Origin of the sequence: Lysobacter stagni, assembly GCF_030053425.1 — a bacterium.
Lineage (GTDB): Bacteria > Pseudomonadota > Gammaproteobacteria > Xanthomonadales > Xanthomonadaceae > Lysobacter_J > Lysobacter_J stagni.
Genome location: NZ_JASGBI010000001.1, coordinates 996,348 through 1,011,259 on the forward strand (window position 1 = coordinate 996,348; position 14,912 = coordinate 1,011,259).

Sequence of the window (14,912 nt, forward strand, 5' to 3'; positions counted from 1 at the left end):
CCGGCCGGTCCGCACGCGGATCGGCGACGCAAGAGCCATCGACGCACCATGTACATCCAGACGCGCGGGCAGGGTCCCGCGCTGGCACTGATCCACGGCTGGGCCATGCACGGCGGGCTGTTCGCACCGCTGGTCGAACGCCTGTCCGATCGCTACACGCTGCACCTGGTCGACCTGCCCGGCCATGGCCACGCACGCGAGGACACCGCCCCGCTGGTCCCCGACGTGCTCGCCGCCGAGCTGGTCGCGCGCGTGCCCGACGCGGTCTGGCTGGGCTGGTCGCTGGGTGGGCAGTTCGCCCTGCGCGCCGCACTGGATTTTCCGGAGGAGGTGCGCGGACTGATCATGGTCGCGTCCTCGCCGCGCTTCGTGATCGACGAAGGCTGGCCGCACGGTGTGAAGCCGCAGTTGTTCCGCGACTTCGGTGAAGCGCTGGGCCGCGATTTCCGCGGCACGCTGGAAGGCTTCCTCGCGCTGGAAGCGCTGGGTTCCAGCTACGCACAGGAAGAACTGCGCAGCCTCAAGGCACAGGCCTTCGAACGCGGCGAGCCCGCACCGCGCGCCCTGCAGGAGGGCCTGGTGCTGCTGGACCGGCTGGACCTGCGCGCCGAACTGGCACAGCTGCGCGTGCCGAGTCTGTGGATTTCCGGTCGCCGTGACCGCCTCATCCCCGCCGGCGCCATGCCCGCGGCGGCGGCGATGGCGCACGACGCACGCAGCGTGGTGATCGCCAACGCCGGACACGCCCCGTTCCTGGGTGCAGCCGACGAAGTCGCCGCGCAGATCGACGCCTTCATGCGCGCGGTGACCGCGCCCGCCTGAGCGGAACCTCGGCGACTTCCCATCCCCCGTGCCCTGGCTTGATCGCGAGGGCGAAGCGCATCACCGTTGCTGGCCCCCATGACCGACACCTTCGACCACCGCCAGGTCCGCCGCGCCTTCTCGCGTGCCGCACACGGCTATGACGATGCCGCCGCGCTGCAGCGCGAAGTGGCCTCGCGCCTGATGGAACAGCTGGACTACCTCGACGATCCCGCACTCGATCGCGCGCCGCCGCAGGTCGTGCTGGATATCGGTTGCGGTCCCGGCCACGCCAGCGTCGCGATGCAGAAACGCTGGCCCAAGGCGCAGGTGCTCGCGCTGGACCTGGCGCTGCCCATGCTGCGCGAAACGCGCCATAACGCCGGCGGCTGGCGGCCTTTCGCGCGTCGTCCCGACGCGTTGTGCGCCGATGCGCGCGCGCTGCCGTTGCGCGACGCCAGCGTCGACATCCTGTTCTCCAACCTGTGCCTGCAGTGGGTCGAAGACCTGCCTGCCGTGTTCGCCGGCTTCCGTCGCGTGCTCAAGCCCGACGGCCTGCTGCTGGTGTCCACCTTCGGCCTGGATACGCTGCACGAACTGCGCGGCGCGTTCGCGCAGGCCGACAACGCGCCGCATGTGAGCCCGTTCGTGTCGATCGCGCAGTTCGGCGATGCGCTGATCGCGGCGGGCTTCAAGAACCCCGTGCTGGACCGAGACGAGTTCGTGATGGGCCACGACGACCTGCCCGGCCTGATGCGCGAACTGCGCACGCTGGGCGCGACGAACGCGATGAGCGAGCGCCGCCGCAGCCTTACCGGCCGCGCGCGTTTCGCCCGCGCCGCCGATGCCTACGAACCGTGGCGCCGGGACGGCCGCCTGCCGGCGACGTGGGAAGTGATCTACGCGCACGCGTGGGGCCCGCAACCGGGCCAGCCGATCCGCGTGGGCGGCGTCGACGAAGTGCACGTCCCGGTCAGCGGCATCCGCATCCGGAAACGCCCATGAACGCGCGCCGCACCGCGCTGGCGGCCGTCGCCATCGCGCTGGCATCGGCGTTCTTCTTCACCTGTACCTATGTGCTCAACCGCGCCGCGGCCGTCGAAGGCGGCCACTGGGCGTGGACCGCGTGCCTGCGCTACCTGATCACGTTGCCGCTGCTGTTGCCGGTGATGCCGTGGCAGGGCGGCATTGCGCCGGTGTGGCGCGCGATCCGTGCGCATCCCGGCCCGTGGCTGTTGTGGAGCGGCATCGGCTTCGTGCTGTTCTACGTGTGCCTGAGCTACGCCGCATCAAGCGGGCCTTCATGGCTGATCGCCGGCACGTTCCAGCTCACCGTGATCGCCGGCATGCTGTGTGCGCCGTTCCTCTACAAGGACGCACGCGCGCGCATCCCGCGCGCCGCGCTGGCCACGGGCCTGCTGGTGGTGGCGGGCGTGCTGACGCTGCAGTTCGGCCATCGCGGCGGCGCACTCGATCGCGATGCCTGGGTGGCGCTGGCGCTGGTTGCGGTGTCGGCCTTCGCCTATCCGCTGGGCAACCGTGGCCTGCTGCTGCACCTGGAGCGCGCCGGCGTCGAACTCAACGCCACGCAGCGCGTGTTCGGCATGACCCTGGCCAGCCAGCCGATGTGGTGGGCCATCGCCGCACTCACCTTCGCCCAGGTGGGAGCGCCGTCGCTGGGGCAGGTATCGCTGGCCGCCGGCGTTGCGTTGGGCGCGGGCGTGATCGCCACGGTGCTGTTCTTCCAGGCCACCGGCATGGTGCGTCACAACCCGACCGCGTTGGCGGCCGCCGAGGCGATGCAGGCGGCGGAGATCCTGTTCGCCACCGTGATCGGCGTGTTGTGGCTGGGCGAAGCCTGGCCGCAGGGCCGCGCGCTCGCGGGTGCGGTGATCGTGGTGGTCGGCATCGTGGTGTTCAGCCTCGTCGCGGCGCGCGCGTCTGCGGGCGACCGTCGCGCGGTGCAGGAGATGCGCGGCGATCGCGGGGCGTGACGGTTCGAGGAAAGCGTTCAGCGGCGCGCTCGTAGAGTCGCCGCATCGCTCCGATGTGCATGCGCCGATGACCCGACACGCCCCCATCCGATTCGCACTCCTGCTGCTGGCCTGCGCCGCGGCATCGCCGACGATGGCGCAGTCCTTGCCGGAGGAGTGGGGTTTCGACCCGTCCGCACTGGTCGCCGACGGCCGTGAACTGCTGCTGCGCGCCCCCGACGCCAGCGTCGATGGCCTGTTCCAGGCGGTGCACGCGAGCGCCCGGTTGCCGCAGGATGCCGATGCGTTGTGCGCGCTGTTCGACCCCGATGCCGAGCGCAGTCTGGACGGTTACAACACCATCGCCTCGCGCCTGAGCCAGGACAGCCGCGTGCGTTTCGCCGATGCGGTCACGGCGTTTTTCGTGGCCGCGGCGCAAAGCCCAAGGCAACCCTTCGACGCCACACGCGCGGCGCAGTCGCTCAAGGTCGCCGGCGTGCGTGCGGCCATCCTCAACGATGGCTTCCTTGCCGGTCTCAACGGCACTGACCACACCGCACGTTGTCGTTCGGTAGGCTGGCTGCTGGATGCCCTGCAGGCGCAACCGGCGGCCGAGCGCGCATCGGTCATGCGCCTGCTGTTGAGCCAGGGCCTGGACCATGTCGCGCTGGCCGGAGCGGCGCAGCGCTGAGGTTCAGCGCACCGCCTCCACGCGGAACATGACGCGTCCGCGCCAGGGGGTTCCCAGCGTCACGGCGCGATAGCCGCGTTCGACGATGCGCTCGTGCACCCGCGGCCAGTCGCCTTCCTTGCAGATCCACACCACGCCGCTCTCGCGTTCGTCCAGCTCCACCGCGAGTGGTTCGTCGTAGGCGGGGTTGAAGCGCGGCTGGCGCAGTTCGTCGATGGAGAGCTTCTCGATCTGCGTGCCGCGCCCCAGGTGCAGGTGCAGGCCGTAGCGCGCCATGTCCTCGACGAACACCACTTCGTTGATGGGTGCCGGCGCGCGTGCGCGGATCGCGTCGGCCCAGTCGGCCGCATTCTTGTGTGTCGGCCAGGCCGCGGCGGCGAGCGCCAGCCCCGCCAGCAGTGCGGACCATGCCGCCAGCCACGGCCATCGCGGCAGGCCGCGGCCTTCGCGCTGGCGCTGCAAGGCCACCGTCACCGCCAGTGGCACGAACAACGGCAACACGTACAGCGGAAGCCGCGAGCGCGCCAGGCAGAACACTGTCAGCGGCAGCAGCACCCACAGCACGAGCAGCAACCACGGCGCGTCGTGCTCGCGACGCTGGGCATCGGTGAACCACGGACGCACCAGACCGGGCAGTGAGCGCGCCCAGCGCAGCAGCGCCGGTGTCCATGGCAACGTGCCCAGCAGCAGCGTCGGCACGTAGATCTGCAGCCAGCCATACCACTGCCCGTGGCGGCCGAACTCGTTGGTCAACACGCGGTTGACCACTTCATCGCCGACGAAATAGCCGAACAGCCCCGGATTGTTGGCGAACACCGCCAGGTACCAAGGTGCGGCAAGCAGCACGAACAGCAACACGCCGGACCACTGCAGCACGCGCGAGCCGCGTTGTCCGGGCAGCAGGAAATCGAACAGCAGCACCACCGGCAGCGTGACCAGCCCCGGTGGCCCCTTGGTCACGAACGCCAGCGCGAAGCCCACCCACATCAGCGCCAGCCAGCCGCGCGGAGACCGGGAGTGGCCGAAACGCGCTTCGACGAACGCCCACATCGCCAGGTTCACCATCGCCGCCAGCACGTAATCGGTGGTGATGAACTGCGAAGCCCCGAAGGCGAACAGCATCGAGGCATAGACCGCGGCGGCGGTGACGCCGCTGCCGGGCGACAGACGCGTGGCGATGCGCCCGGCGAACCACACGCACAGCAGGTACGACAGCGCGGCCGGCAAACGTGCGGCCCACGGGTTCGCGCCGAACACGGCGACGCTGCTCGCGATGGCCCAGTAGGTCAGCGGGGGCTTGGTCCAGTGGCCGACCTCGTGGCTGCGGCGCGGACTGAGCCAGTCGCCGCTGTCGAGCATGTTCAGCGCGACATTGGTGTAACGGCCCTCGTCGGGATCCCAGATGCCGCGCACGCCGAGGAAGGCCAGCGCCAGCACGGCCGAGAGCAGGGCGACCCACAACACGGGCGAGCGCAGGACAGACGGCATGCCGGCTCCGCCGGGAAGGTCCGGGCGGAGTGTGTCGCAGGGAAGGTTAGAGAAGCGTCGGAACGCGGGGGGCGGTCAGCCGCCGACCTGCGCGATCCAGTCCTCGAGGTTGTAGTAGTTGGTCACGCGGCGGATGCGGCCGTCGCGCACCTCGAAGAACGCGCCGCCGGGCAGCACGTACTTCTGCCCGTGTGCCGCCGGCAGGCCGGCATCGTCGGCCAGGTACTCGCCGTGCACGATGTACTCCGCCGCCGCGCGCGCGCCGTCGGGCGAGACCATCACCACGATGTCGTGGAGCTGCTCGCGATAGCTGCGGGCCATGCGCTGCAGGAATGCCGAGAATGCTTCGTGGCCGATCTCCCGCGGACCCTGGTTGAGGTCGTGCTGGATGTCCTCGCCCAGCAGCGCGAGCATGCCGTCCCAGTCGCCTCGGTTGAACGCCGCGTAGTAGGCCAGGATCAGTTCGGTGGCGCGGTCGTTGGAGCGGGTTCCGTCGATCTTCATCGCGAGTCCTTGCGGAGCCGGACGGGGGTGCCGGCAGACCCCGATGATAGCGGCGCGCCGCCCGGCCTGGACCGTGATCGCATCCGTGAAAAAGCACAGGCCGGGACCGCGCGCAGGGGGCGTTCCGTTTGACACCGGTGGCCTCGTCGGAGCCGCCGCGCGCCCCGGATCCGCGCGGCGGTCCGGCCACCCGCATGGGGCGAGCCGCAGACCGCGTCGTCCCGAATCAGGCCCTGAATTCGAAGCTGCAGATCTCCGCGCCGTTGTTGCGGCACTGGTTCTCGATGACGCGAAGCCCCGGCGCTCCATGCGGTCCGCCGAGCAGGCCGCCCAGCATGCCGCGCAGGAAATGGCAGCACGCGCCGTGCTGGCCGCGATGGCAGAAGGGGCTGTTGCGCACGCACAGGCTGCCCTCGTGCAGCTCGGCCTGCACGATCTGGCGCATCGCCGGCAGCGCGACGTGGCGCACCGCCTCACCCAGGTCCATATGCCTGCCAGGAGCGAAGTCGCGCTTGTATACCCATGCGCCCACACGCTGGCCCACATAGCGCAGCGCCGGCTCGCGCTGATCGGGTCTGAGCTCGCGCTCCAGCGCGAGCAGCGGAATGAAGATGTTCGGGTAGTCGCGCGCCAGTTGCGGCAGCAGCGCTTCGATGCGGCGCGAATCGGCGATCGTGGGCAGCGTGTTGGTGCGCATCGGCGAGGGCAGCTCGCCCACTTCCGGCGGCGCTTCCACCACGGGCACGACGCCGTCGGGACGACCGGCCTCGAAACTGCGCACCAACGGGTGCGTGCCCAGACATTCCTCCAGCTGCGTCAGGCCCGTGTGCGGGCCGCGCACCAGCATGGTGAGCACCACGCCGTCGTTGCCGCTGGCCATGCGCTGGCGCAGCAGCGTGAAGCCATGGGCGATCACTGCCTGGCCAAGGGCCAGCAGCAACCCTTCGCGCCGGTCGGAGACCACGCGAAACTCAAGATCCACCATCAGCCACCTCCCCGTGGGCTGAGTGCCGTTTTCGATGCCGTCGGCGCGGTCGATCCAGCGACGTCCCCGGGTCCCCACCCGGCGCCGCCCTGCGGCGGCTGGACGCCGTAGTCGCTCACGGCAAATTCGGCAAAGGTATTGTTCGCAACGTCACATAAAAAGCAATGCCGCGCGAGGCGTCCGGCCTCAGCCGCGTGCGAACAGGGCCGGCAGCGTGTCCGGATCGACGTTGCCACCCGACAGCACGATGCCCACGCGCTTGCCGGCGAAGGTGTCGCGGTGCGTCAGGACCGCCGCCAGCGCCACCGCGGACGACGGTTCGATCACCTGCTTGGCGCGCTGCCAGAACAGGCGCATGGCGGCGACGGTGTCGGCGTCGTCCACCGCCAGTACCTGGGCGCCATGGCCCTGCAACATCGCGAAGTTCGGCGCCCCCAGCGTGCCGCGCAGACCGTCGCAGATGGTGTCCGGGGTGAACTCGGTGACGCGCTCGCCGCGCTGCATCGATGCCGCGGTCTCGGCCGCACCGCTGGGTTCGGCCAGGTACAGCGCCGTGCCCGGCGAACGCGCGGCCACGCTGAGCGCGGTACCGGCGGCGAGCCCGCCGCCGCCCACGGGCACCACCAGCGCGTCGAAGTGCGCCGCGCCGTTGAGCAGTTCCAGTGCCGCCGTGCCCTGGCCGGCGATCACGCGCGGGTCGGTGTACGGGTGCACTAGCTCCGCGCCGGTCTGCGCCTGCAGCTGCGCGCAGCGTTCCTCGCGTGCGGCGATCGTCGGTGCGCAGCGGTGCAGGGTGGCGCCGTAGGCTTCGATCGCCGCCAGCTTGGCCGCGACCGCGCCTTCAGGCACCACGACATGGCAGGCGACCCCGCGCGTGCGTGCCGCCAGTGCGAGCGCCGCGCCGTGGTTTCCGGACGAGTGCGTGACCACGCCGCGTGCAGCGTCGGCATCGTCCAGCGACCAGATCGCGTTGCACGCGCCGCGGAACTTGAACGCCCCGGCGCGCTGCAGGTGTTCGGCCTTGAAGTGGAGCTCGCAGCCGGCCAGCGCGTCGATGCTGTGCGCCCGCAGCACGGGCGTGACATGCGCGTGCGGCGCGATGCGCGCGGCCGCGGCCAGGACGTCATCGAAGACGGGCAGGGCGGTACGGGACTGGGCGGTGTCGTTCATGGGGCGATGGTAGGCCTTAGCGGCGGGCGTTGAGCAGGCTGACGGCGGCCGAGCCGGCCACGACCAGCGCCGCGCCGATCCAGCCGATGGAAGTGATGCGTTCGGGCGCCAGCCACTGCGGCCACAGCGCATGCACCGCCCAGGCGGCGGCGATGCACAGCAGCGGCGTGATGGCCAGAATCGCCGACACGCGCGAGGCTTCCCAGTGCGCCAGCGCTTCGGCGAACGCACCGTAGGCGCCGATGGTATTGAAGGCGCAGTACGCCAGCAGCGCCCAGTGCAGGGCGTCGAGTTTCAGCAGCGCCGCCGGGTGCGCGAACGGCAACAGCGCGATGCTCGCGAACACATAGATGAAGAGCAGGATCTGCATCGAACCCAGCCGCATCAGCAACTGCTTCTGCAGCAGCGCGTACACCGCCCAGACGATGGCGCCGACGATCACCAGCGCCGAGCCCAGCACATAGCCCGGCGCCTTCGCGCTGGCGGCCAACTGGTCGGCGAAGAACAACCCCATGCCCGCGACCAGCAATCCCAGCCCCAGCCATTGCGCCGCGCGGAAGTGCTCGCCGAACACCCAGATGCCACCCAGTGCCATCAACAGCGGCGCCAGCTGGATCAGCAGCTGCGCGTTTGCCGGCGTGGTGTGCTGCACGCCCAGCAGGTAGAAGACGTAGTTGCCCACCAGCATCAGTGCGGCCACGCCGAGCATCGTCCACCCGCGCCCATCCAGTGCCCGGTACCCGCCCAGTCGCCCGCGCGCGCCCAGCCATGCCGCGGTGACCACGGACGCGACGAGGAAACGGAACCAGGTCAGGGTGATGGGGTCCAGCGCCTGCAACACCAGCTTCAGCGCGACCGGGAGGGTTGCCCAGCAGGCGGCGGTGATCAGGGTGAGTGTCAGTCCCAGGCGCCAATGGCCGGAGGCTTGGTGGAGATTCATGGGCGCGAACTGCGGCAGGGGCGTGGCATGCTGGCACCGCGCCTCGCGCGCGGCAATGCGTTTCCGGTCCGGACGGTGTGGCGAACCGTGTCGACTGAACGCCATCGCGGACGCGCTGCGCACGCCGGAAGAATTAAGGCCGAGTTCAACGCACCGGCCGGATGCTGGCGTCCATACCCTGGGGGGTCCGGATCATGATGCGCAAACTGCTTGTTCCCGCGATGGCAGCCCTGCTGCTGGCCGGCTGTGTCACCGGCTACGGTTACCGCGGCTATGGCGGCCACGGCGATTACTACTACGGCCAGCCGAGCGTCGAGTACCGCTACTACGGTGGCTACGGCGGCTACTACGGCTATCCGGGCTATCCGTACTACGGCGGCTACGGCTACTGGGGTTCGCCCTATCGCTACGGTTATTCCCCGTACTACGGCTACCCGCGCTATCCGTACTACAGCTACCCGTACCGCTATCCGCACCGCCACTACGACAACCGCCCCGGCCGTCCGTACCAGGGACAGCCGCCGCGTCAGGGTGGCAACGGTCCGTGGACGGGCGTGGACGATCTGCGTCGCCGCATCAATCAGTCGGCACCGCCCCCGGGCAATGCGCCGCGCTATCAGTCGCAGCCGAACTGGACCCGTCCGCCGCAGCAGCAGGCGATCGGCCAGCCGCGTCCGACCGGTGATTCGCGACCGTCGGGTGAGCCGCGTCACAACAGCACCCCGCGTCCGGCACCCCGTGCCGGCAACCGCCATCACGTCCAGGAACAGGAACGCTGACCGCCGGTCGCAACCCGGGGCCCAGTCACATTTTTTCGCTTGCGTCGGGCAGCGACTGACGGCAATCTGCCCTCATTGACCGAATGCGTCGCTTTTGGACGTAATTCGAATTCGACCCGGCTCCATGTCGGCGCCCGATGAGGAACCACGGATCCCCCCTGTTCCGTCCCCATCGGGCGTCGGCGCCCAATACGGCCCGGCACCGACCCGGTCCCAGAAACGCCAAAGGCGCCGATATCGGCGCCTTTGCTTTTGCGGCCCTGCCGCGACACAAAAAAAGAGGGGCCGAACGTCCCCCGACATTCGGCCCCCCGGCTTCCCCCGCGAGCGCTTGGCCAGCCCCTGTTCCAATTCCGGCCGGCGGCGAGCGCCTGCCCCGCTGGGTGCAAAGACTATGTCGCAGGAACCGTGCCAACTTTCATGTCCCATTCATCCTCGCGGGCACGTGCGACCCTGCTGACCTAGAATTCGCGCCCGGGCCGTCCACCTGCGCCATCCGCAATACCTCGACGAATGAGCCAGAACTTCTACCAGTACGACGTCATCGTGGTCGGCGGCGGCCATGCCGGCACCGAAGCCGCGCTGGCGTCCGCACGCGCCGGCGCGCGCACGCTGCTGCTCACGCACTCGGTCGAAACGGTCGGCGCGATGAGCTGCAACCCGGCCATCGGCGGCATCGGCAAGGGGCATCTGGTCAAGGAGATCGACGCCCTCGGCGGCGTCATGGCGCGCGCGGCGGATGCCGCCGGCATCCAGTGGCGCCGGCTCAACGCCAGCAAGGGCCCGGCCGTGCGTGCCACCCGCTGCCAGGCCGACCGTTCGCTGTATCGCGCCTTCATCCGCCACGCGGTGGAGAACCAGCCGAACCTGACACTGTTCCAGGCCGCGGTCGACGACATCGCCTTCGAAGTCGGCAAAGTGACCGGCGTGGTCACCCAGACCGGCCTGCGCTTCGACGCCCCCGCCGTGGTACTGACCGCCGGCACCTTCCTCGCCGGCAAGGTCCACGTCGGCCAGACCACGTACGCGGCCGGTCGCGCCGGCGACCCGCCCGCCGTCGCGCTCGCACACCGGCTGCGCGAAGGTCCGTTCGTGGTGGATCGCCTGAAGACCGGCACGCCGCCGCGCATCGACGGTCGCACGCTCGACTATTCGGTGATGGAGGAGCAGCCCGGCGACGATCCGCGTCCGGTGATGTCCTTCATGGGTTCCACCGCCGACCACCCGCGCCAGGTGTCGTGCTGGATCACCCACACCTCCGAGCGCACCCACGAGATCATCCGCGGCGCGCTGGACCGTTCGCCGCTGTACACCGGCCAGATCGAAGGCATCGGGCCGCGCTACTGCCCGTCGATCGAGGACAAGGTGGTGCGCTTCGCCGAGAAGGCCAGCCACCAGATCTTCGTCGAGCCCGAAGGCCTCACCGTCGCGGAGATCTACCCCAACGGCATTTCCACCTCGCTGCCGTTCGACGTGCAGCTGGCGCTGGTGCGTTCGATCCGCGGCTTCGAGCAGGCGCATATCACGCGCCCGGGCTACGCCATTGAGTACGACTTCTTCGACCCGCGCGGGCTGAAGTCCACGCTGGAGACCAAATCGGTCGAAGGCCTGTTCTTCGCCGGGCAGATCAACGGCACCACCGGCTACGAGGAAGCCGCCGCACAGGGCCTGCTGGCCGGCGTCAACGCTGCCCGTTTCGTGCGTGGCATGGAGGGTTGGAGCCCGCGCCGTGATGAGGCCTACCTTGGCGTGCTGGTGGACGACCTGATCACCCACGGCACCAGCGAGCCGTACCGCATGTTCACCTCGCGCGCCGAGTACCGCCTGCAGTTGCGCGAGGACAACGCCGACCTGCGCCTGACCCCCGTGGGTCGCGAGCTGGGCCTGGTCGATGACGCCCGCTTCGCCCGCTTCGAGGCCAAGCGCGAGGCGATCGCGCGCGAGAACGCCCGCCTGGGTGCCGTCTGGGCCGCGCCGAACAATGCGCTCGGCCGCGAAGCGATGGCGACACTGGGCATCGAGATCAGCCGAGAGACGTCCGCGCTGGATCTGCTCAAGCGTCCGGAACTGGACTACGCCGCACTGATGACCGTGCCCTCGCTGGGCCCGGCGGTCGCCGATGCGGAGGTGGCAGAGCAGGTCGAGATCGGCGTGAAGTACGCCGGCTACCTCGACCGCCAGCGCGAGGAGATCGCGCGCCAGCAGCGTCACGAGACCACGCCGATTCCGGACGGATTCGACTACGCCGCCGTGCGCGGTCTGTCGGCCGAGGTGCAGCAGAAACTCGAGCGCGTACGCCCGCAGACCGTCGGCCAGGCGCAGCGCATCCCGGGCATGACGCCGGCGGCCATCTCGCTGCTGCTGGTGCACCTCACGCGTGCGCGCCGCTCGCGGGTGGCCTGAGGCAACAGTTCAGCCCGCCTCGAACCAGGCGGTCGCGCGCGCCCTGTTGGCGACATTGGACCGGTTGGCGAATCGGAACGGGCCCATCCCTCGCCGGGATGACGGCCCGGAGGGCGCGGCGTACCCTTCGCGCATGAAAGCCATCCCCCTGCTCCTTCCGCTTGCGCTCCTCGCCTGCGTCGCGTGCGATCGCAAGGCGCCCACCGCGGCGACACCGCCTCCGGCCGGCGACGCCGCAACGACCCATGCGGCACCGCAGCTGCGCTCGCAACCGTGGTCGCTCCCTGCCACCGGCGACGCCGCGCAGCCCGATCTGGTCCGCGCACCCGATGGCAGCCTGCTGCTGTCGTGGATGGAAACGCAGGGCGACGCCCACGCGATGAAGTTCGCCCGCTTCGCCGATGGCAAGTGGAGCGACGTGCGCGAAATCGCGCGCGGCAGCGAGTGGTTCGTCAACTGGGCCGACACGCCGCACATCGCGCAGACCGGTGACGGCGCGCTGTGGGCGCACTGGCTGCAGAAGTCGGCGAACGCGAAGTACGCGTACGACGTGGCGCTGGTGCGCTCCGGCGACGGCGGCGCGACGTGGTCCAAACCCACGCTCGTCAACGACGACGGCACCGCCAGCGAACACGGTTTCGTGTCCTTGTGGCCGGCGGCGAACGATCGCATCGGTATCGCGTGGCTCGACGGTCGCAACACGGCCAGTGCCCACGGCAGCGGACACGGCGGCGGGCACGGTGGGCACGACGGCACGATGATGCTGCGCACGGCGCAGTTCGACGCGGCGCTCAAGCGCCACGACGAACGCGAACTGGACGCCGACACCTGCACCTGCTGCCAGACCGACGCCGCGATGACGCCGCGCGGAGCGCTGCTGGTCTACCGCGGACGCACGCCGCAGGAAGTACGCGACATCCTGGCCCTGCGCATCGCGCCGGACGCGAAACCTGGCCCGGTGCATGCCGACGGCTGGGTCATGCCGGCCTGCCCGGTGAACGGTCCCGCCATCGCCGCGACCGGCAACGACGTGCTGGTCGGCTGGTATACCGCCGCTGGCGACGTGCCGACGGTGAACCTCGCGCGCAGTGCCGATGGCGGCGACGCGTTCGCCGCGCCACTCGCACTGGATCGCGGCGCCCCGGTGCAGGGACGCATCGATGTCGGACTCGATCCCGCGTCGGCATGGGCGCTGTGGCTGCGCGAGGACGACAACGGCCAGTCGTTGCAGATCGCCCGCTTCACGCCGGACCTCGCGCGCGAGCTGCAGCGCGGCGAGGTGGCGAAGCTGCAGGGCCGCGGGCGCGGCACCGGCTTCGCCAAGCTCGCGCTGGCCGATGGCAACGCCTTCGTGGTGTGGACCGACATCGTCGACCAGAGACCGCGGCTTCACGGCGCGCAGTACACGCTCGCGCCATGAACACGACCCCGCTGCGCGGTGGCTGTCACTGCGGGCGCCTGGGCTGGGAAGCGCGGCTGTCGCAATCCGCCGCCACGCTCTCGCCGCGCGCCTGCGACTGCAGCTTCTGCACGAAGCATGGCGCCGTCTGGTTCTCCGACGCGCACGGGTCGGTGCACCTGCGCCTGCGCGGCGAGCCGTTGCGTTACCGCCAGGGCTCCGCGCAGGCCGAGTTCATCGCCTGCTCGCATTGCGCCGTACTGGTGATGGTGACGTGCCTCATCGACGAGCGCACGCACGCCGCGCTCAATGCGCGCACGGTCGACGGCCCGGTGCCGTTCGCACCGGAGCAGCCTGCATCGCCCCAACGACTGGATGCCGACGACAAGCGCGAACGCTGGTCGCAGCTGTGGTTCCCGGACGTGCGCTTCGATTACGTCGACGACTGACGCGATTCAGGCATCCAGCGCGAACAGCTGCAGGTCTTCCTCGCCCATGCACACGGTCTCCTCGAAGCGCAGCCCGATGCGTTCGAGCACCTTCACCGATGCCGCGTTGCCGGGCGATACGATCGCCAGCAGGCGAGGCATGCCCAACACGCGCATCGCGTGGTCGCGCACCGCGCTGCACGCTTCCACTGCGTAACCCTTCGACCAGTGTCGCGGCAGGAAGGCATAGCCGATGTCGGGGGCCGGTAACGTGTCGCGACGCAACACGCCGCTCAGGCCGATCGATTCGCTGGTCTCTTTCAGCTCCACCAGCCATAGCCCATAGCCGTTCTGTGCGTAGCTGGCGCGCGGCCCGTTGTGGATGTAGTTCACCGCGCTGCACAGGTCGCGCACGCCGCGATCGCCGATGTTGTCCAGGAACGACGGGTCGGTCAGCAATTCCAGGATGAAGGGCGCGTCGCGCTCCTCGATCTCGCGAAGGCGAAGGCGTTCGGTTTGCAGGATCAGCATGCGTTGTCCGGATTTCTGTGTCGTTCCCAGTGATACCGCTGGGAACGATCATATTGTCGTGCGTGCGGTCATGTCGCGTATCAGCGCTGCAGGTCGAACACTGCGCGCACGCTCTCACGATACTCCACGTCCGATTGCAGATAGCGCCCGGACGAACCCATGCGGGTACCCGTCACTTGCACCCGGTCCAGCGTGGTCGCGTTGTACTGGTATTCGACGTTGGATCCCTGGCTGTTGATGCTGTAGACCGGTCCCAGTTTGCCCCCGAACGCGGTGGCCAGGTCGGCCGCCTGCTGGCGTGCCACCGCGATGGCCTGCAATCGCGCCTCCTCCCGCAGTGCCTTCTCGCGAGTCGACTCGAACGACACGTTGGCGATGCCCGTGGCGCCGGCGCCCAGGCCGAAATCGAGGAACTCGTTGAGTCGCGTGAGGTCGTTGAGCACCACCGTCACCTTCCGCTCGGCGACGAAGCCACGCGACACGCGGCGGCCGTTGTCGTCGAAATCGACGTCCTCGCCGGTCGACAAGTCGGAGGCACGGATGTCCTTGTCCTGTATGGCGTACCGCGACAGCCCTTCCAGCAAGGCATTGACCGCGACATCCACCTTCTGTTTGGCGACCAGGGGGCGAGCATCGCGCTGCAGGAAATCGAAGCTCACACGCGCCGAATCGGGCCGCGCAGAGACCTTGCCCTCGCCGCTGGCGATCACGTGGGGGCCATCGGGCAGCGGCGTGCCCGCCACGCTTGTCACCGGGACCAGCAACGCCACCGCGAACGCCAATGAATGCATCGACCGCATCGATCCGCTCCATTCCCCTG

At 69.7% G+C, this 14,912-nt stretch carries 15 protein-coding genes; 8 read left to right on the forward strand and 7 right to left on the reverse strand.

Annotated features, from left to right (window positions below):
• Nucleotides 1-48: 48 nt before the first annotated feature.
• The 4 genes from bioH to QLQ15_RS04475 all read left to right on the forward strand — a co-directional run bounded on the left by bioH (nucleotide 49) and on the right by QLQ15_RS04475 (nucleotide 3,465).
• A complete protein-coding gene (bioH, locus tag QLQ15_RS04460; protein WP_283211642.1) occupies nucleotides 49-822 on the forward strand; it encodes a pimeloyl-ACP methyl ester esterase BioH in 774 nt (257 codons plus the stop codon).
• Between the two features lie 78 nt (nucleotides 823-900).
• Nucleotides 901-1,806, forward strand: coding sequence for a malonyl-ACP O-methyltransferase BioC (gene bioC / locus QLQ15_RS04465; RefSeq protein WP_283211643.1), 906 nt, complete (start codon nucleotides 901-903; stop codon nucleotides 1,804-1,806).
• Nucleotides 1,803-2,795, forward strand: coding sequence for a multidrug resistance efflux transporter family protein (locus QLQ15_RS04470; protein WP_283211644.1), 993 nt, complete (start codon nucleotides 1,803-1,805; stop codon nucleotides 2,793-2,795). Before bioC ends, QLQ15_RS04470 begins: the two co-directional genes overlap by 4 nt.
• 67 nt (nucleotides 2,796-2,862) lie before the next feature.
• Nucleotides 2,863-3,465 (forward strand): hypothetical protein, encoded by a 603-nt coding sequence (locus tag QLQ15_RS04475; RefSeq protein WP_283211645.1) that lies wholly within the window; start codon nucleotides 2,863-2,865, stop codon nucleotides 3,463-3,465.
• A 3-nt stretch (nucleotides 3,466-3,468) separates the two neighbouring features.
• On the opposite strand, the gene QLQ15_RS04480 is transcribed toward QLQ15_RS04475, so the two are convergent.
• The 5 genes from QLQ15_RS04480 to QLQ15_RS04500 form a co-directional block, all read right to left on the reverse strand.
• Nucleotides 3,469-4,953, reverse strand: a complete 1,485-nt coding sequence (locus tag QLQ15_RS04480; RefSeq protein WP_283211646.1) for an ArnT family glycosyltransferase — start codon at nucleotides 4,951-4,953, stop codon at nucleotides 3,469-3,471.
• A 75-nt stretch (nucleotides 4,954-5,028) separates the two neighbouring features.
• Nucleotides 5,029-5,457 carry a ketosteroid isomerase-related protein gene (locus QLQ15_RS04485; protein WP_283211647.1) on the reverse strand — a complete coding sequence of 143 codons (429 nt, stop codon included), beginning with the start codon at nucleotides 5,455-5,457 and terminating at the stop codon, nucleotides 5,029-5,031.
• 226 nt (nucleotides 5,458-5,683) lie between these two features.
• On the reverse strand, nucleotides 5,684-6,442 hold the full coding sequence (locus tag QLQ15_RS04490; RefSeq protein WP_283211648.1) for an ACT domain-containing protein: 759 nt from the start codon (nucleotides 6,440-6,442) through the stop codon (nucleotides 5,684-5,686).
• Nucleotides 6,443-6,628: 186 nt separating this feature from the next.
• Entirely contained in the window at nucleotides 6,629-7,612 is a 984-nt protein-coding gene (locus QLQ15_RS04495; protein WP_283211649.1) for a pyridoxal-phosphate dependent enzyme, read from the reverse strand.
• 16 nt (nucleotides 7,613-7,628) lie between these two features.
• A complete protein-coding gene (locus QLQ15_RS04500) occupies nucleotides 7,629-8,552 on the reverse strand; it encodes a DMT family transporter (RefSeq protein ID WP_283211650.1) in 924 nt (307 codons plus the stop codon).
• Nucleotides 8,553-8,746: 194 nt separating this feature from the next.
• Here QLQ15_RS04500 and QLQ15_RS04505 point away from each other — a divergent pair, with 194 nt between their 5' ends.
• The 4 genes from QLQ15_RS04505 to QLQ15_RS04520 all read left to right on the forward strand — a co-directional run bounded on the left by QLQ15_RS04505 (nucleotide 8,747) and on the right by QLQ15_RS04520 (nucleotide 13,582).
• Nucleotides 8,747-9,331: a hypothetical protein gene (locus QLQ15_RS04505; RefSeq protein ID WP_283211651.1), complete on the forward strand. Its 585-nt coding sequence runs from the start codon at nucleotides 8,747-8,749 to the stop codon at nucleotides 9,329-9,331.
• Nucleotides 9,332-9,844: 513 nt separating this feature from the next.
• Nucleotides 9,845-11,734, forward strand: a complete 1,890-nt coding sequence (mnmG, locus tag QLQ15_RS04510; RefSeq protein WP_283211652.1) for a tRNA uridine-5-carboxymethylaminomethyl(34) synthesis enzyme MnmG — start codon at nucleotides 9,845-9,847, stop codon at nucleotides 11,732-11,734.
• A 133-nt stretch (nucleotides 11,735-11,867) separates the two neighbouring features.
• Nucleotides 11,868-13,154: a sialidase family protein gene (locus QLQ15_RS04515; protein WP_283211653.1), complete on the forward strand. Its 1,287-nt coding sequence runs from the start codon at nucleotides 11,868-11,870 to the stop codon at nucleotides 13,152-13,154.
• Nucleotides 13,151-13,582, forward strand: coding sequence for a GFA family protein (locus QLQ15_RS04520; protein WP_283211654.1), 432 nt, complete (start codon nucleotides 13,151-13,153; stop codon nucleotides 13,580-13,582). The genes QLQ15_RS04515 and QLQ15_RS04520 overlap by 4 nt, the downstream gene beginning before the upstream one ends.
• A gap of 6 nt (nucleotides 13,583-13,588) precedes the next feature.
• Here QLQ15_RS04520 and QLQ15_RS04525 read toward each other — a convergent pair whose 3' ends face one another.
• Both QLQ15_RS04525 and QLQ15_RS04530 read right to left on the reverse strand, forming a co-directional pair.
• A complete protein-coding gene (locus tag QLQ15_RS04525; protein WP_283211655.1) occupies nucleotides 13,589-14,092 on the reverse strand; it encodes a GNAT family N-acetyltransferase in 504 nt (167 codons plus the stop codon).
• Between the two features lie 80 nt (nucleotides 14,093-14,172).
• A complete protein-coding gene (locus QLQ15_RS04530) occupies nucleotides 14,173-14,892 on the reverse strand; it encodes an SIMPL domain-containing protein (protein ID WP_283211656.1) in 720 nt (239 codons plus the stop codon).
• Between the last annotated feature and the right edge of the window lie 20 nt (nucleotides 14,893-14,912).

Excerpts from the sequence above, each read along its gene's own strand:
- bioH (WP_283211642.1), top strand. The coding sequence starts at position 49 with ATGTACATCCAGACGCGCGGGCAGGGTCCCGCGCTGGCACTGATCCAC.
- bioC (WP_283211643.1), top strand. The coding sequence starts at position 901 with ATGACCGACACCTTCGACCACCGCCAGGTCCGCCGCGCCTTCTCGCGT.
- QLQ15_RS04470 (WP_283211644.1), top strand. The coding sequence starts at position 1,803 with ATGAACGCGCGCCGCACCGCGCTGGCGGCCGTCGCCATCGCGCTGGCA.
- QLQ15_RS04475 (WP_283211645.1), top strand. The coding sequence starts at position 2,863 with ATGACCCGACACGCCCCCATCCGATTCGCACTCCTGCTGCTGGCCTGC.
- QLQ15_RS04480 (WP_283211646.1), bottom strand. The coding sequence starts at position 4,953 with ATGCCGTCTGTCCTGCGCTCGCCCGTGTTGTGGGTCGCCCTGCTCTCG.
- QLQ15_RS04485 (WP_283211647.1), bottom strand. The coding sequence starts at position 5,457 with ATGAAGATCGACGGAACCCGCTCCAACGACCGCGCCACCGAACTGATC.
- QLQ15_RS04490 (WP_283211648.1), bottom strand. The coding sequence starts at position 6,442 with ATGGTGGATCTTGAGTTTCGCGTGGTCTCCGACCGGCGCGAAGGGTTG.
- QLQ15_RS04495 (WP_283211649.1), bottom strand. The coding sequence starts at position 7,612 with ATGAACGACACCGCCCAGTCCCGTACCGCCCTGCCCGTCTTCGATGAC.
- QLQ15_RS04500 (WP_283211650.1), bottom strand. The coding sequence starts at position 8,552 with ATGAATCTCCACCAAGCCTCCGGCCATTGGCGCCTGGGACTGACACTC.
- QLQ15_RS04505 (WP_283211651.1), top strand. The coding sequence starts at position 8,747 with ATGATGCGCAAACTGCTTGTTCCCGCGATGGCAGCCCTGCTGCTGGCC.
- mnmG (WP_283211652.1), top strand. The coding sequence starts at position 9,845 with ATGAGCCAGAACTTCTACCAGTACGACGTCATCGTGGTCGGCGGCGGC.
- QLQ15_RS04515 (WP_283211653.1), top strand. The coding sequence starts at position 11,868 with ATGAAAGCCATCCCCCTGCTCCTTCCGCTTGCGCTCCTCGCCTGCGTC.
- QLQ15_RS04520 (WP_283211654.1), top strand. The coding sequence starts at position 13,151 with ATGAACACGACCCCGCTGCGCGGTGGCTGTCACTGCGGGCGCCTGGGC.
- QLQ15_RS04525 (WP_283211655.1), bottom strand. The coding sequence starts at position 14,092 with ATGCTGATCCTGCAAACCGAACGCCTTCGCCTTCGCGAGATCGAGGAG.
- QLQ15_RS04530 (WP_283211656.1), bottom strand. The coding sequence starts at position 14,892 with ATGCGGTCGATGCATTCATTGGCGTTCGCGGTGGCGTTGCTGGTCCCG.